This is a genomic window from Paraclostridium tenue, assembly GCF_039521565.1.
GTDB lineage: Bacteria > Bacillota > Clostridia > Peptostreptococcales > Peptostreptococcaceae > Paraclostridium > Paraclostridium tenue.
Genome location: NZ_BAAACP010000005.1, coordinates 54,591 through 81,461 on the forward strand (window position 1 = coordinate 54,591; position 26,871 = coordinate 81,461).

23 protein-coding genes, 1 pseudogene and 1 riboswitch are annotated in these 26,871 nt (G+C 24.6%); of the genes and pseudogenes, 21 read left to right on the forward strand and 3 right to left on the reverse strand.

Annotated elements, in window-relative coordinates:
• The first annotated feature begins 8 nt into the window (after positions 1 to 8).
• The 12 genes and pseudogenes from ABFX13_RS05265 (at position 9) to ABFX13_RS05320 (ending at position 13,474) form a co-directional block, all read left to right on the forward strand.
• On the forward strand, positions 9 to 992 hold the full coding sequence (locus ABFX13_RS05265; protein ID WP_346043498.1) for a TDT family transporter: 984 nt from the start codon (positions 9 to 11) through the stop codon (positions 990 to 992).
• Between the two features lie 164 nt (positions 993 to 1,156).
• Positions 1,157 to 2,044 (forward strand): fascin domain-containing protein, encoded by an 888-nt coding sequence (locus ABFX13_RS05270; RefSeq protein WP_346043500.1) that lies wholly within the window; start codon positions 1,157 to 1,159, stop codon positions 2,042 to 2,044.
• Between the two features lie 355 nt (positions 2,045 to 2,399).
• The gene (locus ABFX13_RS05275; RefSeq protein ID WP_346043502.1) at positions 2,400 to 3,542 is read left to right on the forward strand and encodes a pyridoxal-phosphate-dependent aminotransferase family protein; all 1,143 of its coding nucleotides are present in this window, start codon (positions 2,400 to 2,402) and stop codon (positions 3,540 to 3,542) included.
• 158 nt (positions 3,543 to 3,700) lie between these two features.
• Complete coding sequence (locus ABFX13_RS05280; protein WP_346043504.1) at positions 3,701 to 4,069, forward strand: galactokinase family protein; 369 nt, start codon at positions 3,701 to 3,703, stop codon at positions 4,067 to 4,069.
• A gap of 12 nt (positions 4,070 to 4,081) precedes the next feature.
• Positions 4,082 to 4,366: pseudogene (locus tag ABFX13_RS05285) on the forward strand (GHMP family kinase ATP-binding protein); the annotation flags it as partial.
• Positions 4,367 to 4,511: 145 nt separating this feature from the next.
• Complete coding sequence (locus ABFX13_RS05290) at positions 4,512 to 4,871, forward strand: galactokinase (RefSeq protein WP_346043770.1); 360 nt, start codon at positions 4,512 to 4,514, stop codon at positions 4,869 to 4,871.
• Between the two features lie 13 nt (positions 4,872 to 4,884).
• A complete protein-coding gene (locus tag ABFX13_RS05295; RefSeq protein ID WP_346043507.1) occupies positions 4,885 to 6,033 on the forward strand; it encodes a UDP-glucose--hexose-1-phosphate uridylyltransferase in 1,149 nt (382 codons plus the stop codon).
• A gap of 10 nt (positions 6,034 to 6,043) precedes the next feature.
• A complete protein-coding gene (locus tag ABFX13_RS05300; RefSeq protein ID WP_346043509.1) occupies positions 6,044 to 6,796 on the forward strand; it encodes an alpha/beta hydrolase in 753 nt (250 codons plus the stop codon).
• 220 nt (positions 6,797 to 7,016) lie between these two features.
• Complete coding sequence (locus tag ABFX13_RS05305; RefSeq protein ID WP_346043511.1) at positions 7,017 to 10,247, forward strand: DEAD/DEAH box helicase; 3,231 nt, start codon at positions 7,017 to 7,019, stop codon at positions 10,245 to 10,247.
• Positions 10,248 to 10,369: 122 nt separating this feature from the next.
• A complete protein-coding gene (gene cspD, locus ABFX13_RS05310) occupies positions 10,370 to 10,570 on the forward strand; it encodes a cold-shock protein CspD (protein ID WP_147544479.1) in 201 nt (66 codons plus the stop codon).
• A gap of 172 nt (positions 10,571 to 10,742) precedes the next feature.
• Positions 10,743 to 13,175, forward strand: a complete 2,433-nt coding sequence (gene recQ, locus ABFX13_RS05315; protein WP_346043514.1) for a DNA helicase RecQ — start codon at positions 10,743 to 10,745, stop codon at positions 13,173 to 13,175.
• Between the two features lie 167 nt (positions 13,176 to 13,342).
• Complete coding sequence (locus ABFX13_RS05320) at positions 13,343 to 13,474, forward strand: hypothetical protein (RefSeq protein WP_346043516.1); 132 nt, start codon at positions 13,343 to 13,345, stop codon at positions 13,472 to 13,474.
• 67 nt (positions 13,475 to 13,541) lie between these two features.
• Here ABFX13_RS05320 and ABFX13_RS05325 read toward each other — a convergent pair whose 3' ends face one another.
• Complete coding sequence (locus ABFX13_RS05325) at positions 13,542 to 14,150, reverse strand: DUF6198 family protein (protein WP_346043521.1); 609 nt, start codon at positions 14,148 to 14,150, stop codon at positions 13,542 to 13,544.
• A 367-nt stretch (positions 14,151 to 14,517) separates the two neighbouring features.
• A riboswitch (purine riboswitch) is annotated at positions 14,518 to 14,617 on the forward strand.
• A gap of 81 nt (positions 14,618 to 14,698) precedes the next feature.
• On the opposite strand from ABFX13_RS05325, the gene add reads away from it, so the two are divergent.
• From add to ABFX13_RS05370, 9 genes are all read left to right on the forward strand, one after another.
• Positions 14,699 to 15,694, forward strand: coding sequence for an adenosine deaminase (add, locus tag ABFX13_RS05330; RefSeq protein WP_346043525.1), 996 nt, complete (start codon positions 14,699 to 14,701; stop codon positions 15,692 to 15,694).
• 86 nt (positions 15,695 to 15,780) lie between these two features.
• The gene (locus tag ABFX13_RS05335) at positions 15,781 to 16,635 is read left to right on the forward strand and encodes a YihY/virulence factor BrkB family protein (RefSeq protein ID WP_346043527.1); all 855 of its coding nucleotides are present in this window, start codon (positions 15,781 to 15,783) and stop codon (positions 16,633 to 16,635) included.
• Between the two features lie 24 nt (positions 16,636 to 16,659).
• A complete protein-coding gene (locus tag ABFX13_RS05340; RefSeq protein ID WP_346043529.1) occupies positions 16,660 to 17,301 on the forward strand; it encodes a lactate utilization protein in 642 nt (213 codons plus the stop codon).
• 157 nt (positions 17,302 to 17,458) lie between these two features.
• Positions 17,459 to 18,397 (forward strand): DUF362 domain-containing protein, encoded by a 939-nt coding sequence (locus tag ABFX13_RS05345; RefSeq protein ID WP_346043532.1) that lies wholly within the window; start codon positions 17,459 to 17,461, stop codon positions 18,395 to 18,397.
• 21 nt (positions 18,398 to 18,418) lie between these two features.
• On the forward strand, positions 18,419 to 19,609 hold the full coding sequence (locus ABFX13_RS05350) for a pentapeptide repeat-containing protein (protein WP_346043534.1): 1,191 nt from the start codon (positions 18,419 to 18,421) through the stop codon (positions 19,607 to 19,609).
• Positions 19,610 to 19,948: 339 nt separating this feature from the next.
• On the forward strand, positions 19,949 to 20,653 hold the full coding sequence (locus ABFX13_RS05355; protein ID WP_346043536.1) for an ABC transporter ATP-binding protein: 705 nt from the start codon (positions 19,949 to 19,951) through the stop codon (positions 20,651 to 20,653).
• Positions 20,654 to 20,655: 2 nt separating this feature from the next.
• On the forward strand, positions 20,656 to 23,883 hold the full coding sequence (locus ABFX13_RS05360) for an FtsX-like permease family protein (protein ID WP_346043539.1): 3,228 nt from the start codon (positions 20,656 to 20,658) through the stop codon (positions 23,881 to 23,883).
• A 16-nt stretch (positions 23,884 to 23,899) separates the two neighbouring features.
• On the forward strand, positions 23,900 to 24,595 hold the full coding sequence (gene sfsA, locus ABFX13_RS05365) for a DNA/RNA nuclease SfsA (RefSeq protein ID WP_346043541.1): 696 nt from the start codon (positions 23,900 to 23,902) through the stop codon (positions 24,593 to 24,595).
• Between the two features lie 151 nt (positions 24,596 to 24,746).
• Positions 24,747 to 25,643, forward strand: coding sequence for a 3D domain-containing protein (locus tag ABFX13_RS05370; RefSeq protein ID WP_346043544.1), 897 nt, complete (start codon positions 24,747 to 24,749; stop codon positions 25,641 to 25,643).
• 56 nt (positions 25,644 to 25,699) lie between these two features.
• On the opposite strand, the gene ABFX13_RS05375 is transcribed toward ABFX13_RS05370, so the two are convergent.
• Together ABFX13_RS05375 and ABFX13_RS05380 are read right to left on the reverse strand one after the other, a co-directional pair.
• Positions 25,700 to 26,215 (reverse strand): permease, encoded by a 516-nt coding sequence (locus ABFX13_RS05375; protein WP_346043546.1) that lies wholly within the window; start codon positions 26,213 to 26,215, stop codon positions 25,700 to 25,702.
• Positions 26,215 to 26,694: a permease gene (locus tag ABFX13_RS05380; protein ID WP_346043548.1), complete on the reverse strand. Its 480-nt coding sequence runs from the start codon at positions 26,692 to 26,694 to the stop codon at positions 26,215 to 26,217. Before ABFX13_RS05380 ends, ABFX13_RS05375 begins: the two co-directional genes overlap by 1 nt.
• Positions 26,695 to 26,871 lie beyond the last annotated feature (177 nt).

Sequence of the window (26,871 nt, forward strand, 5' to 3'; positions counted from 1 at the left end):
GATTGAGTATGAAAACTATAAGAAAAAGAATTTCTAAGAGTGATTTTGAAAATATACCTATAGCAATAGCTGGAATATCCCTTGGATTTATGAGCATATCAACAGCACTTGTGGAATTTAATATTTTATGGGTTAGACATTTAGCAGTTTTATTTTCAACTATATCTATATTAATATTAATTATAAAAACTATACTTCATCCTAATAAAGTTTGGAATGAGCTTAAAAATCCATTAGCAGGAAGTATATATCCAACTATTTCTATGACTATTATGTTAATAGCTGTGTATGTGGTTAAACTTAATTTACAATTTGCCAAAACATTATGGATAAGTGCAACTATCTTACATTTTATAATTTTTATTATGTTTACTATACATATGTTAAAAGATTTTAGGCTAACAAATATGTTACCTAGTTGGTTTATATCTACAGTAGGTATAGGTTTAGCGGCTGTTACAAGCAAACCTATGAAGATGCCTTATTTATCAAGAGTAATATTTTATTATTCATTAGCCTTATTTATAGTTCTAGGGATAATAATGATTTATAGACTTATATTTATGGATAAGTTAGAAGGAAATAAAAAGTTTACTTTAATGATAATGACAGCACCAGCCAATATTTGCTTAGCTGGATACTTAGCTGTTTATGAAGAACCCAATATTATGTTACTTAAATTTTTAGCTTTACTAGGATATGCATCTATAATATATAGTTTTGTATTATTACCTAGACTTATAAACACACCTTTTACACTGGCACTTGCACCTTTAACATTTCCTTTAGGAATTGGCGTTACTGCAGCTCAAAGATATATAAAATATTTAAATAATATAGGTTCTAATTTAGAAGTATTTCTAAGATATATCTTATATATTCAAGTTATAGTATCGATTATTGTTATAGGATATATAGTTATCAAAACAATACATTTACTAATTAGAGATTTTTTATTAGTGAATAGTACAATGGAAAATATTAAACAATAAATAGAATAAAAAAAGACTTAAAGTATTAGTGTATGATAATTAGAATTTTGCTTTAAGTCTTTTTTATTTTACATATATTTATGACTTGGACATAATGCAAAACAAATAAAGAAATCATATATTAAAAATATATATTATTAAATAAATTAAATGGGGGATTTAATATGAGAAATATTAATATGGATTTGATGTATTTTGAATATTTGTATAAAAAAGGAATAATTAAGAAAGATACTTACAAAAAAATAATAAGAGATATTACTGAAGAAAAAAATAAGTTGGTTACTATAAAATCAGTTTATAATGATGAGTATGTATCGGTTAAAGGCGAATTGAACGAATTAATAGCTGGTGAAAAAGACGTAGAGTTATCAGATAGATTTGTACTTATAAATATTGGAGGAGGTAATGCTATATTACAAACTCAGGAAGGATTTTATGTAAGAGTCGATAATGATGATAATAGAATATATGCAAGTGAATTTAATAGAGAAAATGCAACTATATTTACTCTAATACCAATAAATGAGAAAGAAGTAGCTCTTAAAACAGATAAAGGAAATTATGTAAAAGTTGGAGAAGAAGAAAGATTGATAGCAGATGAATCTATGCAAAATGAAAAAACTGTTTTTAAAATTAAAGAAGTTGTTGAAATAATTTATAATGATATAGTGATGATATCTTTATCAGAAGAACGTTTTATAAGTGCTATAAATGGTGGAGGTTCTTATTTAGCAGCAACTGAGTTTAATCAATCTGAAAATGAAGAGTTTACTGTATTACAATTTTTAGGAGGAGAATCTATTCTGAAAACTTCTAAAGGGTATTATGTAAGAGTTAGAGATGATTTAGTTTTAACTGCAGATACTAAAAATATAGATGAAGCCAGTAGATTTTTAGGAGAACAAATAGACGACGATGTAATAATTGTAAAAACATTAAATGGTAATCTAGTTAGAGTTAGAGAAATAGATAAATATTTAGTAGCAGATGCAAAAGAAATAACTGAAAGCTGTAAATTTAATATATATCAGTCAACAAGACCAATTTAATATAGTTTTGTTTTATTATAAGAGTATATCGATGCTAAAACTACCTAGTAGATATGAATAATAGAATAAAAATACAATTAAACGCAAACTTTATTCATATCAAATTCATACAAAATTCACAAAATCATAGTATATTTATATATAGGATAAATACCTCCCAAATAATCAATGTTACAACCCTAAAAACAAACATTAACCCTTTAAAATAGATGCATTTATATGCATCTATTTTTTATATATAAAAAGAGTGTAAAATGTATGGATACAAATAAAAAATTAATTTAAATTGTATCATAATATCAAGCAATCATATACAATCAAAATATAAAAGAATTAATAGGGGGAGTGATACTAAATGAATAACAAAACTGTATATATGCCAGGACCTACTAATATTAGGGAAAATGTAAGACAAGCTAGATCTATAAAAACTACAAATCCTGATATAGATATTGAATTTATAGAGTTTTATAAAAACACTTGTAACAAAATAGGAAAAATAATAGAGACTATAAATGATGTATATATACTAAATGGTGAAGGTATACTTGGACTTGAAGCTGCTTGTGCATCTTTAACTGAAAAAGGGGATAGAGTATTAGTAATAGATAATGGAGTGTTTGGAAAAGGATTTGAAGAGTTTGTAAGTATGTATGGTGGAGAAGCTATACTATTTAGTGAAACACATAAAAAAACAATAGATATAGATAAATTAAAAAACTTTTTAGAAAAAGACAATGATTTTAAATATGCAACAGTTGTTCATTGTGATACACCTACAGGAGTATTAAATGATTTAAGTAAAATATGTCCACTACTTAAAAAATATAATATACTTACAGTAGTAGATTCAGTATCTGCAATGGTTGGAGAAAAGCTTTTAGTTGATGACTGGAAAATAGATATAGCACTTGGCGGTTCTCAAAAAGCAATATCAGCACAATCTGGATTAACAATAGTAAGTGTGAGTGAAGATGCTAAGTATTTTATAAAAAATAGAAAAACTAAAGTAACTGGATTTTATTGTAATTTAGGCATATGGGAAAATTACTATGCAAATAAAAATTTTCCATATACAATGCCTATAAGTGATATATTAAGTTTAGATAAAGCCTTAGACAATATTTTAGAAGAAGGAATAGAAAATGTAATTGAGAGACATAGGAAAATAGCTAATTCTACAAGAAATGCATTAAAAGAATATGGATTAGAACTTTTTTTAGAAGATGGATATTCAAATACTATAACAGCTATAGCTATACCTGAAAATATTGGAGCTTTAAATTTATCAAATCACATATTAAACAAATATAATACAATTATAGGCACTTCGTTAGGAGATTATGTAAATGAATTATTGAGATTAGGACATATGGGTGAAAATGCTAAACTAGAAAATATAATATACATCCTAAATATATTAGATAATAGCTTAAAAGATTTAGGTTTTCTAGGAAAAGGATGCTTAGTAGAATTATTTAATAAAAGTTATAAATAATTCTTATAGCGTTTATAATTTAAGTAAAAATATACTGAAAATAGACTATGTAAAAAATTAATCATAGTCTATTTTTTTAATAACTTTACTTATATATATTAATATACTACCATTATTTATATAAAACTAAGAAAATTTTAATCAAAGGGGGAATCAATTTGAATTTAGATTTAAACAGAGAATTTGAGATTATATTTAATAAAAAAAGTGATAATACCTACTTCTCTCCAGGGAGAATAAATTTAATAGGAGAACATACAGATTATAATGGAGGACATGTATTTCCTTGTGCATTATCTTTTGGTACATATGGATTAATCAGTAAAAGAAATGATAACTTAATGAGAGTGTATTCAATGAATTTTAAAGATTTTGGAATAATTGAGTTTAATTTAGATAATATGATAAATGAAAAGATTCACAATTGGGCTAACTATCCAAAAGGGGTTATAAAAACATTAAAAAATCATAATTATAGAATAAATTTTGGACTAGATGTTTTGTTTTATGAAAATATACCAAATTGAGCTGGTTTATCTTCATCAGCATCTATAGAAATTTTGATGGGAATTATATTAAATGATGTATTTAATTTAAATATAAATAGGATAGATTTAGTTAAAATGTGTCAAGAAGCAGAAAATAAATTCATAGGTGTTAATTGCGGAATAATGGATCAATTTGCAATAGGCATGGGAAAGGAAAATTGTGCAATTTTACTTGATTGCAATACTTTAAATTATAAATATAGCAAAATAAATATGGATGGTTATAAAATAATTATATCAAATACTAACAAAAAAAAGGAAACTAACAGATTCTAAATATAATGAAAGAAGAAGTGAGTGTGAAAGAGCTCTTAAAGATTTAAAAGTTAAATTAAATATCAATAATTTAGGGGAATTAACAGAAAGTGAATTTAATGAAAATTTAAATTTAAATTTAATAAATAATGATACAGATAAAAAAATAGCAAAACACGCTGTATATGAAAATCAAAGAGTTTTAAAAGCTGTTAAATCATTAGAAGAAAGCAATTTAAAGTTATTTGGAAAACTTATGATAGATTCACACAATTCATTAAAGTATGAATATGAGGTTACTGGCATAGAGTTAGATACATTGGTAGATATATCTTTAAAACAAGAAGGTTTTATAGGTTCTCGTATGACAGGTGCAGGATTTGGAGGATGTAGTGTAAGTATAGTTAAAGAAGATAAAGTAGATGATTTCATAAAAAATGTAGGCAAGTTATATGAAGAGTCGATAGGATATTTACCAAGTTTTTATGTGGCTAATATAAGTTGTGGTGCAAAAAAATTAAGTTAATTAGGAGTATGTTATGATTAATTACGAAATAAATAGACTAATAAATTTTGCTCTATCTAAAGAAATGATTCATGAAGATGATATTATATATTCTACTAATTTATTGTTTGGGTTATTAAAATTAGATGAGTTTTATAAATTCGATGTAGTTGAAAATTTAGATACTCCAACTCCTATACTTGAAAATATATTAGATTATGCAGTTGACAAAAATCTGATTGAAAATACTACTACACAAAGGGATTTATTTGATACCCAGATAATGAATTGTGTTATGCCTAGACCATCAGAAGTTATTAAAACCTTTAATAACCTATACATTAAAAATAAAAAACAAGCTACAAAGTATTATTATAACTTAAGTATACAATCAAATTATATAAGAAAATCTAGAACAGATAAAAATATAAAGTGGAAAACTAAAACAAATTATGGAGATTTAGATATAACTATAAATTTATCTAAACCAGAAAAAGACCCTAAGGAAATATTAAAAGCTAAGACTACTAAAAGTACATCCTATCCTAAATGTTTATTGTGTAAAGAAAATGAAGGTTTTTTTGGTAACATAAATCATCCATCAAGACAAAATCATAGAATTATACCAATTTATCTCTCAGAAAATAAATGGTTTATACAATATTCACCTTATGTTTACTATAATGAACATTGCATAATATTTAATGAATACCATGAGCCTATGAAAATAAATGAAAATACTTTTAGCAATTTATTTAATTTAGTTGATAAATTTCCACATTATTTTATAGGATCAAATGCTGATTTGCCAATAGTAGGAGGTTCTATTTTATCACATGAACATTATCAAGGAGGAAATTATAGATTTCATATGGAAATAGTAAAAGAAGAAATGGTATTTAAAGTTAATGGATATGAAAATATTAAACTTAGTACTTTAAAGTGGCCTATGTCAGTAATTAGATTAAGTGGAAAAGACAAAAATGAAATTATAGATTTAGCTTCAAAAATTCTTAAAACTTGGAGAACTTATTCTGATAAATTAACAAAAGACAATGTAGATGATATTATAAAAGAGGAAATCGGTATCAAGTTTTTAACTGCATTATCTCATGCTGGAGTATTTAAAAGAGATGATAAGGGAACTAAAGCTTTTATAAAGTTTATACAGTTATTAGATTAGGGGTGATAAAGTGGATTTAAAAAAATCATATAAGTTAAATGGTAATAATACAGGTTGCTTATTAATTCATGGTTTTACAAGCACCCCAGCAGAAATGTACCCATTGGCTAAAGTATTAAATGATAAAGGATATACAGTACATTCAATACTTTTAAGTGGACACGGAACAAATCATGAGGAACTTTTAAAAGTATCATATATAGATTGGTATAATGATGTAGAAAAAGCATATGAAGAACTTTTATTTGAATGTGAAAAAGTAGTGGTTATAGGACATTCCATGGGAGGACTTCTAGCTTTAATGTTAGCCTCTAATTATCATATAGATAAACTTATATGCTTAGCCTGTGCACTTAAACCAAATAATCGATGGGTAAAATATACTGGAATATTAAAATACTTTAAAAAATATACAGAATGGAAAACCACTAATAATTTTGTTGATAAAGAATATAATAAATATAGGCTTCATTATAAAACTTTTCCAATACATTCAGTATATCAATTATATCTTGCATCAAGAGCTGCAAGTAGTTGTTTAAAAAGTATTACGTCGGATATACTTATAATGCAAGATATAAATGATTCTCAAGTAAAAAAAGAGGGTGCTTATTCATTATATAATGGAATATCAAGTAAACATAAAAAACTAGAATGGATTGATGGTGCAACTCATAGTTTAACACTAGGACCTAAGAAAGATGAAGTATTTAAAAAAATACTAGATTTTATAGAATCTACATCAGATAATTTAATAGATTAATTGTTAAAGTAATGGATGTTAAAAATCATATTAATATGGATTTTAACATCCATTACTTTTTATTATAAATTTAAAATTTGCATTTTTTATTATGATTATAAATACAATATTTATGAATATAAAGAACTAAAAAAATTAAATATTAATAAAGCTTGATTTAGTATAAATAGGATAAATGTGGTATAATAAAAAGATGTCCAAAAAATGAGAGGTGAGAAAATTGCAACTTAAGGAACTTATAGATATAGTAAGAGAAAATACACAAAAATCTATGTGGGCTAGAGGATATACTTATTATAAAAAAGGTATAGTAGACCAAGCTACTCCACATATGAAAAATGGAATATTAACAATTGATGGAATAATAGGTGCAGATTTCTCAAATGAAATTTACTATACATTACTTGAAATAGATTTAAAGAAAAAAGAGATAATAAAAGCTAAATGTAATTGCATAGATTTTGTAAATAACGAAACTGAAAACTCAAATTTTATATGTAAACATAACATAGCATCTTTTCTTCTTTATATAGACACGTTACAAAAACAAATAAAACAGCAAAAACTAGATAAAAAGAAAAAAGCTCAAGAACTAGAGCCATCTAAACAAATGTTAAAGCTTGCTAAAGAAAAATTAACACAAAATAAAAAAGTTAATTTAGATGTATATTTAAGTAAAAAAGAAGGAAGCATTGGAACATATTATCAAGCTACCTTTAAAATAGGTAGTGAAAAAATGTATGTACTTAAAAGCATTCCTGAATTTATATATGCAAGAAAAGAAAAAAATACTATAAAATATGGTAAAGATTTTGAATATAATCCAGTAACAGATTATTTTTCTAAAGAAGATGAATTGATAGTTAATTTTATAGAAGAGTATATAAATATAGAACAAAACATATACAAAGAATTTAAAAATGACGTGAAACTTATAGATGGTAAGAATTTAAATATATTAGAAAGTGGATTAAAAAAATTTCTTTTAAATCTTAATAATAAAGAATTTATATTTTCATATGAAGATAAAGAATACAAAACTAATATAGAAAATAAAGATATAGATATAAATTTTTATATAAATGAATCTAAAGATAAACTTACATTAAATTCTAATAGTAAAAACATTTATCCTCTAAATAATAAAGGGGATATATTGTTATTTAATGAAAAGATACATCTCATATCAGATAAACAATGTTATAATTATATACCATTTCATAAGCTTCTAGAAAAAGATGGTAATATAGATTTTAAAAAAGAAGATGCAGATGGACTTTTTAATGGTTTATTACCTGTACTTAAAAGAGCATCAAAAGACATATCTTTTGATGCAAACTTACAAAAGCAAATAAGACACAATTTAGATGTGAAATTTTACTTTGATAAAATAAATCATAATATATCATGTTTTATAGATTACGTATATACAGATGAAAATGAAAATAATAATAAAGGCTATATAATAAGAAACTTTAAAAAAGAAAATGAAATAGAAGACATAGTTTGTTCATATGGATTTGAAAGATATGGTGATAAGTTATTATGTAAACTTTCTCAAGATGAGTTATTTGTATTTTTCAAGGAAAAAATATATGAACTTAATAAATTAGGAGAGATATACTACTCAGATAAACTAAAAAAAGTTAAAGTTTATAAAAGTAATGATGTAAAAGCAAGCTTTAATTTAAATAAACAGAACTATTTAGAGTTTAATTTTAATATAGATGATATCTCAAAAGAAGAACTTGAAAATATACTTTGGGCATTAAGAAATAAAAGAAAATACTATAAATTGGGAAGTGGAAGCTATATAGATCTTGAAGAAGATAAAATGGTTAAATTTTTAGAATTAGTAGATGATATCAAAAATAGACATGTAGAAAATTATAATAAAATAGATTCTAATGAAGAAAATAATGAGATATCTTATAGTTTAGGTAGTGCTAATTCTATATATTTAAAAAACTTAATAGATGAAAATGAATTTAACTTTATAAATGGGATTGAAAAGATAAATGAAATATCAGATAAATTTGAAACAATTGATGATATAGAAGTTAGCTTACCCAAAAATTTAAAAGCAAATCTTAGAGAATATCAAATTCAAGGCTTTAAATGGTTTAAAAACTTAAATCATCTAAAATTTGGAGGTATACTAGCAGATGAAATGGGTCTAGGAAAAACTATTCAAACAATAGCATTTTTACTTTCTGAAAAAGGTAAAAAAAGTATAGTAGTAGCTCCTACATCACTCATATATAATTGGAAAAATGAACTTGAAACTTTTGCTCCAGATTTAAATGTATTAGTTTTACACGGTAATAAAAATGAAAGAAAAGAATTAATAAAAACTATAAAAGATAATGATTTAGTACTTACAACTTATACAATATTAAAAAATGACTTTAAAGAATTAGAAGATATAGTATTTGATTACTGTATAATAGATGAAGCTCAAAATATTAAAAATCCTTACTCTCAAAATTCAGAAGCTGTAAAAAAAGTAAATGCAAAAGTAAGATTTGCACTTACTGGAACTCCTATAGAAAACAATTTATTAGAACTATGGTCAATATTTGATTTTATTATGCCTGGATATTTATATTCAAAAAATAAATTTCAAGAAAAATTCGTAAAAACTAATGATAATATTAAGGAACTAAAAAAACAGATACAACCATTTATGTTAAGAAGACTTAAAAAAGAAGTTTTATCACAGCTTCCTGAAAAGATAGAAACTAAGTTTTTTGTAGAAATGACTGATGAACAAAAGAAAGTTTACAAAACGTATGTAGAAGATATAAAAGATAAAATGAGAGAAACTGATTTTGAAAAAGATAAAATAACTATACTTTCGTATCTAACAACTTTAAGACAACTTTGTTTAGATCCTTCTATAAAAGTAGAAAACTATAAAGGCAATAGTGGTAAAATAGATGTTTTAAATGAATTAATAAAAGAAAATATTGAAAATAATCATAAAATGCTTATATTTTCTCAATTTACATCAGTTTTACAAAATATAAGTAAAGAACTTGAAAAAGAAGATATAAGTTATTTATATTTAGATGGAAGAACTAATCCAAAAGAAAGAGTAGAATTAGTAGATGAATTTAATAAAAATAAGGATATAAAAGTATTTTTAATATCGTTAAAAGCTGGAGGAACAGGGTTAAATCTTACATCAGCTGATATTGTTATACATTTTGACCCATGGTGGAATCCTGCAATTGAAAATCAAGCAACAGATAGAGCACATAGATATGGTCAAAAAAATGTTGTTGAGGTTATAAAATTAATTGCAAAAGGAAGTATAGAAGAAAATATATTAAAATTACAAGAAGATAAAAAAGAACTAATACAAAAAGTTATAAGTGAAGATTTTAAAAATGAAAGTTTGATAAAAATGCTATCTAAAGAAGAATTAATCAACTTAATTACCAATTAAATGAAATTTTTAAACATTTATTTGGTAAAACGCTTGTAATTAATAATTATATATGATATTATTAACACAAATAGTAAAGAAGTGCTGAAAGATTGTGCTTTAATTTTTAGGAGGATTCCATAATGAAACAAGGAATAGTAAAATGGTTCAACAATGAAAAAGGATTTGGATTTATATCTGTAGAAGGTGGAGATGATGTATTCGTACATTTCTCAGCTATACAAAAAGATGGATTCAAATCATTAGAAGAAGGTCAAGCTGTTAACTTTGAAATAGTTGAAGGTGCTAGAGGACCTCAAGCTGCTAACGTTACTTTAGCATAATTTATATAATATAGTATATAACACTCCTTAAGTATGCTTGCATATTTAAGGAGTTTTCTTGTTTAAAAAACTATTTAATCTTCCAATTAAGAATAAAATTTATAAAAAATGAATAAAATTAGAACGAAGAACAAATGTTTGGTTTGATATAAATTAGTTAGGAGCGAATAAATTGAGTATAAAGGCTTTAGATATATTAAAAAAATACTATGGATATACAAGTTTTAGAAAAGGACAAGAAGATATAATAAACACAATTTTAAAAGGAGAGGACATACTTGCTATTATGCCAACAGGTGGAGGTAAATCTATATGTTACCAAATACCAGCACTTATATTAAGTGGAATAACTATAGTTATATCTCCTTTAATATCTCTTATGAAAGACCAAGTTGATACTTTAAAGGCTATGGGTATTAATGCAACTTTTATAAATAGTTCATTATCTTCAAGTGAATTTAATAATATTATAAATGATATAAAAGAAGATGAGTATAAGATTATATATATAGCACCTGAAAGATTAGATTCTTATGAATTTACAAATATTATAAGATGTAAAAATATAAGTCAAATAGCCATAGATGAAGCACACTGTGTATCTCAATGGGGGCATGATTTTAGGGTAAGTTATAGAAAAATATCACAATTTATAAATAGTTTAGATAGTAGACCTATTGTAACCGCTTTTACAGCAACAGCTTCATCAGAAGTTAGAGAAGATATAATAAATTTATTATCTTTAAATAATCCTAAATTATTTATAACAGGATTTAACAGAGAAAATTTAAGTATTACTATAGAGAAATCTTCAAATAAAAATGAATACTTACTAAAATATATAGAAAATCATAAAAATGAAAGTGGAATAATATATACAGCTACAAGAAAAGAAGTAGATAAAATATATGAAGGATTACTTAAAAGAGGATATAGTATATCTAGATACCATGCAGGCCTTTCAATTGAAGAGAGAAAATTAAACCAAGAAGAGTTTATAAAAGATAATATAAATATAATGGTTGCAACTAATGCTTTTGGTATGGGCATAGATAAACCTAATATAAGGTATGTAATTCACTATAACATGCCACAAAGTATAGAAAACTATTATCAAGAGATAGGAAGAGCTGGTAGAGATGGAGAAAAAAGTGAGTGTATATTACTATTTACTCCGGGAGATATACATATACAAAAATATTTAATAGAATTAGGTACAGATAATCCCGAAAGAAAAAATATACAGTATAAAAAGTTGAGAGAAATGTCTGACCTAGTATATAGTAATGATTGCTATAGAAAAAATATTATAAATTATTTTGGAGAAGAATTTAAGGAAAAATGCAACAACTGTAGTAACTGTTTGGATGAAGGTGAGATAATAGACAAAACATTAGATGCTCAAAAAGTTATATCATGTATAGCTAGAATGAAAAGAAGTTTTGGTATAACTATGATTATAGATGTTTTAAGAGGATCTAAAAATAAAAAAGTTATTCAATTTGGTTTTGATAAACTATCAACTTATGGAATAATAAAAAACTATTCCCAAGATGAATTAAAAACTTTTATAAATACTTTGATATCTCATGGATTTATAGATTCTATAGATGGTACATATCCTACTATAAAATTAAATGATAATTCTTTAAAAGTTTTAAAAGGAGAATTAAAAGTAGAGTTTAAAGAAAGTAAAGTATCTAAAGTTTTAGAAATATCTAATGAACTTTATAATATTTTAAAACAAACTAGATATAATATAGCAAAAGAAGAAAGAGTTGCTCCTTATATGGTGTTTGGAGATGGAACTTTAAAAATGATGGCTAGTAAATATCCTACAACTAAAGAAGCTATGTTGAGTATATCTGGAGTAGGAGAAATAAAGTATGAAAAGTATGCTAAGCCATTTGAAAGTGCTATATTAAGATATGTAGAAGAGCATAATATAATTCCTAATAATAAATCTAAAAGTGATACTAAAGAATTAAATTTTATAGAAGTTACAACAGATAAAGAATTATATGAACAATTAAATATTAAAAGACAAGAGTTGGCTAAAACAGAAAGAGTATTACCATCTATGATAATATCTAAAAATTCTTTAAAAGAAATAAGTGGTAGATATCCTACAAACAAAGAACAATTGAAAGATATAACTGGATTTGGACCTGTCAAAATAGACAAATATGGAGATGATTTTTTAGAAATAGTACTAGAGTATATAAAAGATAAAGAAATATCTATAGATTGGATAGAAAAAAAGAAGTTAAAAGTAATAATAGATGGAGACAGTAGAAGTAACGAAGAAATAGCCATAGATATGATAAAAGAAAATAATGAATTAGATTATATATCTAAAGAAATAGAAGTATCAATATCTACTATACTTGGATATATAACTGATATAATAAAATCAGGTAAGGAAATAGATTTTAATATAAATTTAAATAAGTATTATAATGATGATGAAAAAAATATGATATTAAATATATGTGAAGAAGAGGGAATAGATAAAGTAAGCAATATAAAAAAGAAGTTACCTGATAATATAAAATATGAAGCTATAAGAGCAGTTATATTAGAAAATTATTACTGTATAAAATAATATATATTAATTGAAGTGATAAATCCATAGCTAAAATAGTTATGGATTTTTATGTGTAAGTAAAAAATTTATAAAAAGTAACAAATTTCAGGAAAACATCTTGACTTTTCCTGAAAAATCATATACAGTATATTGTATACAATATGTAAATTGAAAGGGGAATTAATATGTTTAAAAAAATATCATCATTATTAAATGGGGTTTCAAGACAAATACTTGCTTTAGAGAGAGTAAACAGTCAAAGATGTATCGCAAAAGATTTAGATACAACAAAAACTATATTTGAAAATAAAAGATAATACTATAGATTGATCTATAGTATTTTTTTACATAAATAAGAGACTATCTTAAGATAGTCTCTTTATATTAAGTATTTAAAATATCTTTATTTTTATATGAATAGACAAAATCTATAACTTTTCCACTTATACTAACGGAAATTAAAGATAAAACTATTTGAGAAAATGATAAATAAATCAAAGATAATCCTAATATACAAAAATCAGTTATCATGTAGACATTGCCGATTTTTAAAGATGTAGTCTTAGAAATTACTAATGCTAAAGCGTCATCTCCACCAGCTGCACCTCCTGCTCTAACTACCAATCCAGAACCTAACCCAACAGATAATCCAGCAATTATACTTCCTAGTATTAAATTATCGAATTTAGGTATAACGGGTCCTATACTTTCGAAAAAGCTAAATGATATAGAAAAACTTATTGTAGCTATTATTGAATACTTAATAAATTTTTTACCAAAAAACTTAAAACCAACTAGTAATAGCAATAAATCAATAATAAGATTTGCTAGTGAAAGTTTAATATTAAAGAGATTTTTTAACAGTAGTAAAAAACCTAACACTCCACCTTCTGTAATATTATTTTGATAGTTAAAATTATAAATTCCAAATGCTAATATTAATGAACCTATTAATACTAATAAAATTTGTTTTAATGATCGCCGCCTGGCCATAATATCCCTTCCTTTTCTTTGATTTATTATTATTATATAGAATAAAAGTACATTTGTATACATCAAAAAAACAAACATAATATTATACGAAAAAATGATATGATTTGCAACTGTTTTTTCTATATTTTTTCAAATTAAAATCATGTATTATTAGAGTCTAGCTTTTTCAAGAGTTTGAGGATATTTAATAAAAATTAAAGTTTATATTAATTTTTATTAAGTTTAGTCTTTCTAATCTTATGTTTATATTAATTTTTGTATTATTTAGTAAAACTAAACTAAAAAATTCAATTAGTAAAAGATTTTCAATTATATTTATATTTTGTATTGACATTATTAATGAATGTGATACAATGGTAAAAATAAAAAATTAGATTTAAAATAGCTTTGTATAATCCTAATAATATGGTTTAGGAGTTTCTACCAGGTTCCGAAAAATCCTGATTACAAAGAAAATGCTTTAATTGTATTTTCTTTGTAATCAGGATTTTTATATATTTAAAAGTAAATATTAATTTATATTAAATAAAAATTAAGGAGAAGATAATATGAACTTTAAGAATTTACCCAAAATAGAATTACATTGTCACTTAGATGGAAGTGTCAGACCAAGTACAATAATAGATTTAGCTAATAAAAATAATATCGATATACCTTCTAAAGATTTAGAAGAAATAAAATCTATGATGGTAGCTCCTAAAGATTGCAACTCATTAGATGAATATTTAAAAAGATTTGAGTTACCAGGACTTATAATGCAAGATAAAGAAAGTTTAGATAGAATAGCTTTTGAATTAATGGAAGATGCATTTAATGAAAATATAGTATATATGGAAATAAGATTTGCACCACTTCTTCATATAAATAAAGAATTAAATACTAAACAAGTAATAGAGAGCGTATTAAGTGGAATAAAAAGAGCAGAAGAAAAATATGATATAAAAGGTAACTTAATATTATCATGTATGAGAACTATGGATGTTGAAAGTAGTTATGAGGTTATAGAAGCCGGTAAGGAATTTTTAAACAAAGGTGTTGTAGCTATTGATCTATGTTCAAGTGAGAATGAACGATTTTCTAAAAAATTTAAACAACCTATAACTTTAGCTAGAAAGTATGGATATAGAGTTACTATACATGCAGGAGAAACTGGAATCGGAGAAAATGTGTTAGATGCTATTGAAATCTTAAAAGCAGAACGAATAGGTCATGGAGTATTTATAAAAGATTGTAAAAAAGCTTATGATATGGTTAAACAAAATAATGTAACTTTAGAAATGTGTCCTACAAGTAATTTACAAACTAAAGCTGTAAAAGATATAGTTAACTATCCTTTAAAAGATTTTTATAAAGATGGAATTAAAGTATCTTTAAATACCGATAATAGAACTGTTTCAGATATAGATTTAAGCAATGAATACGATATAATATTAAATGGATTTAATATGAATGAAATAGATTATAAGAGAATATATTTAGATAGCGTAGAAGCTTCTTTTGCAGATGAAGATACTAAAAATAAATTAAGAGATCATATAAATTAATAACCCAGAAATAAAAGTATTGTTTTGAACTAGCAATACTTTTATTTTTTGATATATAATATATTATGATATTATAAGAGTGAAGGGTGGTAGATCTTATAAATAATATAAAAAATAATATAAAAAGTAATGTGCAAAATAATTTCATATATAGACAAATAAATATAAATGATGTAAATTCAAGAGCTGCAGCTATGTCTTATTATTTATTGCTTTCTATATTTCCATTTTTAATATTCATGATTAATTTATTAGGATATATACCTATAATACATATAAATAAGTTTTTGCACTCATTTGATGATTTGATTCCTCATAGTGCTTTTGCACTTATAGAATCTATAATAAAATCAGCAATATATGATAGAAATATAAGTTTAACAATTATGAGTTTTATTTTTACTTTATGGAGTTCATCTAGAGCTGTTAGGGTATTTATAAAAGGTATAAATAAATCTTATAACCTTAAAGAAACAAGATCATTTTTTAAACTTATATTGATCTCTTTCTATTTTACAGTAGAGCTTATAGTTTTAATAGTTTCATCTATGGTATTTTTATTATATGGAGAAAAAGTAGGTTTTGTAGTATTTAAGTTTTTAGGATTAAGTAAGATATTTATTCCAACATGGAACTTATTTAGATATTCATTTGTAATTGCAATAACAATATGGATAGTTAGCTCTCTTTTTAGATATGGTCCAAATAAGAAAATTACATTGATAGAGGCTATGCCAGGAGCTGTACTTTCTATATTTGGATGGATATTAGTATCAGTTGTATTTTCTTTTTATACTAATAACTTTTCAAATTATCAAGTTATATATGGGAGTATAGGAGGTATAATAGCTCTTCTTACATGGTTTTATTTGAGTAGTTGGATTATGCTTTTAGGGTGTGAGATAAATGCTCTTATATATTATAAGAGAGAAAGATATTAAAAAATTATAAGTGAGGGGATAAACATGGATAAAAATTTAAATTGGGTAAATGAAAAAAGAATTGAAAGAACTATTAAATCACTTGAAAGTAACAATATGAATGGATATTTAGTAAATTCAAATGAAGAATTAATTCAAAAAATAACTGAATTAGTTAAAAAAGATTCGCTAGTTGCATGTGGAGGATCTCAAACACTTTTTGAAACAGGTATAATAGAACATTTAAGAAATGGTAGATATAATTTTTTAGATAGATATTTAAAAAACTTAACTCCCAAAGATTTAAAGGATATGCATAGAAAAGCTTTTCTATCAGATGCATATTTTACTAGCACTAATGCTATAACAGAAAATGGGGAATTATATAATGTAGATGGCAATGGAAATAGAATAGCTGCTATGCTTTATGGACCAGATAAAGTTATAGTTATATGTGGTATAAATAAAATAGTAAAAGATATTAATGAGGCTATAAGAAGAAATGAGTTATTATCAGGACCAGCAAATGCTAAAAGATTAGATACAAAAACTCCTTGCAAAACAACGGGATATTGTATGGATTGTAATAGTAGTGATAGGATATGCTGTGAATATTCAGTAATAAAAAGACAAAGAACAAAAGATAGAATACATGTTATATTTTTAAATGAAAGTTTTGGATATTAATTTAAAAACCGTAATAAACAATTTAACTACTAATAAAAAATATATTATTAGTTAAAGGGTTGTTTATTACGGTTTTTTATATAAATCATTATAATAGGAATAATATGTAATTAAGTGATTAAACTACATATTAAGAGTATTATACCGAGGTGATATTGTGATAAGAGAAAGAAAAGTAAATAAACCTATAGTTGCTATAGAAAAAGGTATGAGTGAAGGGAAAGCCTTAGAAAAAGCATTAGATATGTTACCTATTGACGAAATTATAAAACCAGGAGATAAAGTAGTAATTGCCCCAAATTGGGTTAAAGATTATCAGCCAAGCTCAGGAACAGTTGTTGGCCCTAATACATTAAAAAAATTGATAAAATATGTTAAAGAAAAAAATCCTAAAAGCATAACTATAGCAGTTGGTTCTGGAGGAGCTAAAACACCAGATGTTATGAAGAAAGTAGGATATGATAAAATACTTGAGGAAGAAAAAATAGAATTTGTGGATATGAATTATGGTCCATATATAGATTTAGATATAAATCATAATATAATAAAATCTACTCCTATAAACAAAATTGTAAATGAAGCTGATGTTATAATATCTTTTACTCAACTTAAAATGCATGAAGAAGCTACTATAACAGCAAGCATTAAAAATATAGCAATGGGTTGGCCACCAGCAGAGATTCATGGATATCCTAAGAAAAAAACTGGTATACATGAAGATTTACATGGATTTATTAGTTGTATAATGAATAAGATTCCTATAGATATTTCTATTGTAAGTTGTGATAAAGCTATGATTGGAACAGGACCTACAGGAGGAATACCAATTGATACAAATGGGCTTATACTAGTTGGAACAGATCCTGTAGCAGTAGATACTATAGGTGCAAGATTATTAGGTTTTTTACCACAAGCTATTGCGTACTTATATAAATTATATAATGATGGTGTCGGAGAAGCCAAAGTTGAAAATATGACGATTAAAGGAATTGAACTTAAAAAAGCTGAAAAATTATTTACAAAAGCTGCTTATGGTAAATCAGTTATATTAGATAATAATGAAATAAAAAACATACATGGTTCACAACCAAAATAAATTATTGCTAGGAGAATTTATATGGGTTATATAAATTTTAAGGAAGAAGTTTTTGTAGCTAAGAAACAACTAAAAAAGAGAAAAAAGAACAATGAAAATTTATTTAATGATATGATAAAACATAAAGATTTAGCTAAAAATTATAATCCTTGTAAAACTTATAGTTATAAAATATTTAATGAAGATGAGTTTGGGAAAGAAGGAATCTTGGATGAAGATAAATTTTCTACTATAGAAAATAAGGATATATTATGTTCAAAATTTATAGGATGTAAGTTTGATAATATAAAATTTAAAGAATGCAGATTTATAGGATGTACATTTGAAGGTTGTGAATTTGGAAAAGGCGGAGTAGCTTTTGAAAATTGTAGTTTTCTAAAAGAAGATAGTAATAGTAAGCCATCTTTGAATAAATATGATAACTTCTCATGTACTTTTATACAGTGTGATATATATGCAAAATTTTTAAATTGTGTATTAGCCTTTGTAATTTTTGAACATTGTAAAATTAAAAATACAAATTTTGAGCAAAGTGATATGAATAGTGTAATAATTAAAGATAGTGAATTAGATATGATAATTATTTCAGATTGTGATTTATGTGGAGTTAAAGTTTTTTCAACATATATTAAAGATTTGGAGTTTAGAGATAAGTTTCAAACTAAACTAGATGAAAAAAGTTTTTTTGATAAAATATCTATAAGAAATAAAACGAAAGAAGAATATGAAGGTATTTACATGGTGTATCAGACTATAGCTGATAAATTTAAAGAAAATTCTTTAGAGAATAATTTTGGTGAATATTATTATTTATGCAAAACCACGCAAAGAAAAGCTCTAAAGTTTATACCTAAAATGGAATCTTATTTATATTGGCTAACATGTGGATATGGAGAAAGACCAGAATATGCAATATATTCATCTTTAGTTATTATATTAGTATTTGCGATTTTATATCTATTTTTTGGAGTTGAAGTAGAAGAACAAGTAGTTATATATAATTTAACTACAATTAAAAATTTGACATTGCCAAAATTTTTAGGTGATTTTAATGAAGCCATAACCTTAAGTATAGGTGCGTTTGGAGCAGTAGGTACAATCAATTGTGAACCTACACCAATAAGTTATATTTTAACTAATCTAGAGATTTTAATTGGCATTATTATGATGGGACTAGGTATAGGAACATTAACTAGAAAAGTTGTAAGATAAATTAAAAACTTAAATTGTATGTTTATATAAAATCTAAAAGCCTTGAGTGTATACTCAAGGCTTTTTTTAGATTTTATATAAGAATCATTACTATTAAACCCCTAGTGCCAATCTCTATTATACTTAAAGTATTAGTTAATAGTTTTACTATTTGCTTTAATATCTTTATTTTATAAGTTCAAATATTTAGAAAAAAGTAAATGTGCATAAAGCATTATAGGTCAAATAATAATTAATATACAGCTTATATGACAAATATTTAATTATTTAAATATATAACTAGATTCTGTTATTAGCTTAAATAGTGTATAATTACTATCAGAAACAGGAGGAGATGATATGCAAAACTACATAAAATTTGAAAATGTAAAAAAGACTTATTCTATGGGTGAAGTCAAAATAAATGCACTAGATGGTGTAGATTTCTCTATAGACAAAGGAGAACTTGTTATAGTTGTCGGAGCTAGTGGAGCTGGTAAGAGTACTATATTGAATATACTAGGAGGAATGGATACCCCAACATCAGGGTGTGTATTAGTGGATAATAAAAATATAAGTGAATATAATGAAAAAGAATTAACTAAGTATAGAAGATATGATATAGGATTTGTATTTCAATTTTACAATCTAGTTCAAAATTTAACTGCAATAGAAAATGTTGAATTAGCAACTCAAATATGTAAAAATCCTTTAAATCCAAAAGATGTTATAAGTTCTGTAGGTCTTAATCATAGAAAAGATAACTTTCCATCTCAATTATCAGGAGGAGAGCAACAAAGAGTTGCTATAGCTCGTGCACTAGCTAAAAATCCAAAGCTTTTACTATGTGATGAGCCAACAGGAGCTCTAGATTATAATACTGGAAAAAATATACTAAAGGTACTTCAAGATACAAATAAAAATCTTGGTATGACTGTTGTAATAATAACTCATAATATGGCAATAGCTCCTATGGGAGATAAAGTTATAACAGTTAAAAATGGTAAAGTACATAATATATTTAAAAATGAAGAATCTATTCCTATAGAAAGGATAGAGTGGTAAAAATGAAAAACCCTTTACTTAAAGATACATTTAGAGAAATAAAAAAATCTAAAGGGAGATTTATATCTGTATTTGCCATAATAACATTAGGAGTTTCTTTTTTTACTGGCATAAAAGTTGCATCGCCAGTTATGAAATTAACTGCAGATAAATATTATGATGACAATAATTTAATGGATATAACGGTAATATCAAATTTAGGATTAACAGATGAAGACGTTAAGGCTATTTCTAAAGTAGATAAAGTTGATAATGTATATCCTACACATTCAAAGGAAGCTTTAACAAGTATTGGTACTAATCAATTAGTTTTAAAAATTCACGGATTACCTGATAAAGAAAATAGCAAAGATTACATAAATAAGGTTAATATAACAAAAGGAAGATATCCTAAAAATTTAGGAGAATGTGTCATAGAGGACTCGTTAAATATTCCAATAGGAAGTACCATAAAGCTTTATGGTGATAATAATGAAAATCTAGGTGATACTTTAAGAAATATCGAATATAAAGTTGTAGGAAAAGTTGAAACTCCATATTATATATCAAATGCTAAAGGTAGTAGTAATATAGGTAATGGACAACTAGATGGCTTTATAATGGTTCCTGATAGAGAATTTAAGTTAGATGCGTATACAGAAATTTATGCTACAGCTAAAGATTCTAAAAAGTTTAATTCTTACGATAATAAGTATGAAGACCATATAAAAAAAACTAAGAATGCTATAGAAGATATAGGAAAGTTAAGAGCAAACTCAAGATATAAAGATATTAAAAATGAAGCTAATAAAAAGTTAGATGAAGGAAAAAATGAATTAAAAAATCAAAAGAAAAAAGTGTATAAAGAACTTTCTCTAGCTAATAATAATCTCAAAAAATCTGAGAAAGATCTTAATAATGGTATAAATGAATTAAGTCAAAAAGAAAAAGAATTAAACAATACTTTTTCTTTATCAGAAGAAAAAATAAAAGAAGAAGAAAATAAATTAGAAGATAGTGAAAAACGTCTAAATGAAAAAATAGAAGAATTCAATAAAAATAAAGATTCTATTCAACAACAAATAGATAAGTCTAAGGAAGAGTTAAAGGTAAAAGAAAGTGAAATTATAACTCTTAAAGATTATATAGTTAGTATAGAAAATTTAATGTCTAATGAGTATGTAGATGATGATAAAAGAAAAGAGCTAGAAGTTATATTAAATCAAAGTAAGGAAAAATTAAAAATCTCAAAAGATTTATTAAACGATGCTAATGAAAAAATAAAGGCTAAAGAACAATTATTTAAAGAAACAGAGTCAAAATTATTAATGTCTAAAGATTCTATAGATAAAGGGAAAGAAGAAATAAATCTTCAAAAGAACAATCTAAAAACTAAGAAAAAAGAAGCTTTATATGAATTTGAAAAAGCCAAGTCTAAACTTAATAAAGGAAAAATAGATTTAGAAAAAGGCAAAAAAGAATATAATAAAAACAAAGAAAGAGCTGAATCTGAATTAGTTAAGGCAGAAAAAAAAATATTAACTGAGGAAAAAAAGATTAAAGATATAAAATCTGGAAAGTGGTATGTACTTGATAGAAATACAAACTATGGATTTGTAGATTATAAAAATTCTGCAGAAAGTATAGAATCAATATCTAAAATATTCCCTGTATTTTTCTTCTCATTATCAGCATTAATATGTTTAACTACTATGACTAGAATGGTAGATGAACAAAGAGTAAATATAGGTACTATGAAAGCACTGGGATACAACTCAAGTTCTATAATGCTTAAATATATATTATATTCATTAATGGCTAGTGTAGGAGGAAGTATATTAGGAAATATAATAGGGTTTACAGTATTTCCTTCAATAATATACAATGCATACAATAGTACAACTTATACACTACCAAATGTTAGTTTAAGCTTTGACATAAAATTATTATTATTGTCTACTATAATAGCAGTTTTAACAACTACATTAGCTTCTGTATATTCTTGTTACAAAGAGTTAAAAGAAGTTCCATCTATGTTAATGAGACCTAAAGCTCCTAAAGAGGGTAAACGTATATTACTTGAGCGTATACCATTTATATGGAATAAATTAAACTTTATACAAAAGGTAACTTGTAGGAATATATTTCGATATAAAAAGAGATTTTTTATGACTATAATAGGTGTAGCAGGATGTAGTGCTCTTTTAGTTACTGGATTTGGAATAAAAGACTCCATAACTTCTATAGTAGATAATCAATATAATAATCTAATGAAGTATAATCTAACACTAAATTATAGTAAAGATGTTGATAAAGATATTAAAACTGATGAAATAAATAGTATAAGTAAAGATAGTAGAATTAATGATTATTTAAATATTAAAAGTAAAAGCTTTAAAGCAATTAAAAATTCTAATAAAAAAGATGTAACTATTATAGTTCCTGAAAATAAAGAGAACATAAATAAATTTATAAGTCTTAAAAATAGGGCAAATAGTAAAACGTATCAATTAAATGACAATGGTGTTTTAATTAATGAAAAATTAGCTAAACTGCTTAACGTTAAAATAGGAGATTTAATAACTTTAGAAAATGAAGAAAATAAAACTTTTAAAGTTAAAGTAGATGGCATAGTTGAAAATTATGTAGGTCACTACATATATATGAGTCCTAAATTTTATAAAAAAGTATTTAAAGAAAATGTTAAATTTAATCAAATACTTATAAATATAAAAAATAAAAAAATATCAGAAGCTGAGTTAGGAAAAGATATGATGAAATTAAAGAATATAAGTTCAGCTACATTTAACACAAATTCAAAAGAATCTTTTTCTGATATGATTTCTAACTTAAATAGTGTTGTAATACTTATAATAGTATCTGCAGGAACATTGGCTTTTATAGTTTTATACAATCTTACAAACGTTAATATAAGTGAAAGAATAAGGGAAATAGCAACTATTAAAGTGTTAGGATTTTATGATAGAGAAGTATCTTCTTATGTATTTAGAGAGAATGTAATTTTAGCTATAATAGGAACAATTTTAGGACTTTTTTGGGGAGTTTTTCTACACCGATTTGTAATGACTACAGCAGAGTTGGATTTTATTATGTTTGGAAGAGAAATAAAAGTTATAAGCTTTGTATTATCTGCTTTACTAACATTTGTATTTGCAACACTAGTAAATTTATGCATATATTATAAGTTAAAGAAAATTAAAATGGTAGAATCATTAAAATCTGTAGATTAGTAAAGGAAGATATAAAATGGTATATGAAAATATGGTAAAGGCTACTTTTATAAAAAGGCCTAATAGATTTATAGCACACTGTATGATAAATGGAAAAGAAGAAATAGTTCATGTTAAAAATACTGGCAAATGCAAAGAATTGTTAATTGAAGGATGCACAGTATATCTTCAAGAACACGATAATCCAAATAGAAAAACAAAATATTCTTTAATAAGTGTTATAAAAGGAAATAGACTTATTAATATGGATTCTCAAGTACCAAATAAAGTAGCTTATGAAGCTTTAGTTAATAAAGATATAATACTACCAGGCTTAAATGAAGAAATTACCTATATAAAAGCTGAAAAAACATATAAATCTTCTAGATTTGATATTTATATAGAAACTGAAAATAAGAAGGCTTTTGTAGAGATAAAAGGTGTTACTTTAGAAGAAGATGGTGTAGTATTATTTCCAGATGCAAAGACTGAAAGAGGTGTTAAGCATATTAATGAGCTTGTAGAAGCTAGTAAAGATGGATATATAAGCTATATACTATTTGTAATACAAATGAAAGGTGTTAAATACTTTACACCTAATACTAAAATGCATAAAGAATTTGCAGATACATTAAAAAATGCTAGCTTAAAAGGAGTAAATATCATTGCATATGATTGTAATGTAGACTATAAATCTATAAGCATAAATAAAAAAGTAAAAGTTGTTTTATAAATTTAAAATAGTGTAATTCAGTAAATAACTGGGTTATGCTATTTTTTTATGTTTTTATCAATTCCAAAAGTTACAAAAAGGTTACATATTTTAAAAATTCCTTTAATATACATTACTATACAAGGTTAATAAAAATAAGAAAGGAGATTTTATGTATATAAAAAATAAGAAAATTTTAATAGGATTGTTTAGTACCCTAACTATAATTGGAGGGTTATTTTATGGATATGAAACTGCAAAAAAGGATATAAAAATAATTTCTAATAAAGAATCGAAAGAAATTTCTACTTTTAAATATACTATAGATGAAGTTATAAAAGAACATGATTTAAAATTTGGTGAAAATGACATAATTAAACTAAACTTAAATGGAAATAAAAAAGAATCTGTTAAATTGGATACAAAACTAGAAGATAATATGGTTATAGAACTTGTAAGTGTGTCGAAAGGAACTATTTCTAAATATAAAGAAGTAGATTTTGAAACTAAAGTAATACAAGATAAAAACTTATTAAAAGGTAAATCTTTAGTAGCTCAGGAAGGCTCAAAAGGTAAAAATAATTTGATATATGATGTTGTATATCATAATGGTAAGTTGGTAGAAAAAAAATTCTCAAAAGAATTAGTATCTAAAAAACCACAAGATAAAATAATTAAAAAAGGAACTAAGGTAGTTGAAGAAGTTGTAGTAGCTACATCTAAACAAGTAAATAACAAAATAGAGTCTAAGCAAATTTCAAACACTTCATCAAACAGTGAATTAGCTTCAAACAAATCTTTATCAGGGAAACATATGAGTGTAGTAGCAACAGCTTATGCAGGAGATAGTATAACTTCAACAGGAACAGTACCTAAATGGGGAACCATAGCAGTAGACCCTAGAATTATACCATATGGAACTAAAGTTTATATACCTAAGTTTAACCAAACATTTGTAGCTGAAGATTGTGGTGGAGCTATAAAAGGAAATAAAATAGATATATTTATGAATAGTGAAGGTAAAGCTTATGATTGGGGTAGAAAAACTATAGATATATATATACAATAATAAAATTATAATCAAATAAGCATATTTAAAATATTTTATATAAAAGGGAGGTAGATTTAATCTATAGCCCTTTTTCTATTTACAATATAATTAACTATATATCCCATAATTATAACTCCTGGAATATCAACAATGAGTCTAATTAATGTAAATTCATAACCTAATGAGCTAATTTCAAATAATAAAGTAGAAAATTTAGTAACACACCAAGCATTTAAAAAAATTATTATATTAGAAAATTTAACTCCTTTTTTTATAAGTAAAGATGTAAATGGAAATGCTGCATACATAGGCCCAGCAGAAAAAAATGCAATTAAAAAGGCTAAAGCAATTCCAATAATTCCAGAATTTAACCCCATATATTTTATAAAATACTCTTTAGGAATCCAAACATCTAAAAGACCTAAAAGAATCATTATAGCTGGTAGGACAGATAACATTTGAACTATGCTAGATTTAGTACTAATAAAAATATTAATTCCTAAATTACTATCTACAAAGTATATTATTATACATACTAAAAAGCTTATTAAGAAGTATTTATATCTATTAATTAGAATTTTTACATTCATTATCCTAAAATACCTCCTATCATTATTGCAACTACAAATGAAAATATAAATGCAATGAAGTTTCTATAAAAAGCTGATTTTATACCTATATACTTAGCTTCTAAAGAGAATGTTAATACACCAACCATTGTAGAAGTTGAAATAAATGCTGCAACCTGAGCATATCCAGCACCACTTTTTAGTAATGAATCTCCAATAGAAAATGCTACAAATGTAGGAATTGTAGTAATGGAACCTAGAATAGAAGAAATAGTTATTCCAGATAAAGCAGAGTCTTTACCTATTAGATTTGATATGGAAGCTGGATCTAAAATAGATAAAATTATTCCAACTAGTATGGCTATAAAAAGAAACTGAGGCATTATATTCTCAAGAGATTTAAGTCCATTTATAAAAGCTTGTTTAGTTTTTTCTTTATCTTTTTTAAACGAAATCATACAAAGAATTATACAAATGCTATAAAGAATAAAAGATGTCATAAAAAGCCTCCTTACTTTTATTAAATATAGTATGAATTTTATTAAGTATTAGTGATTTATTTAATTGATTAAGTATGATGACAAAATAAAACAAAGATATTAACTTTTAAAATTAATTTACTCATTTAATGTTAATATAATTTTAAAAAAACGAATAATTTATAAATTTAAAACACC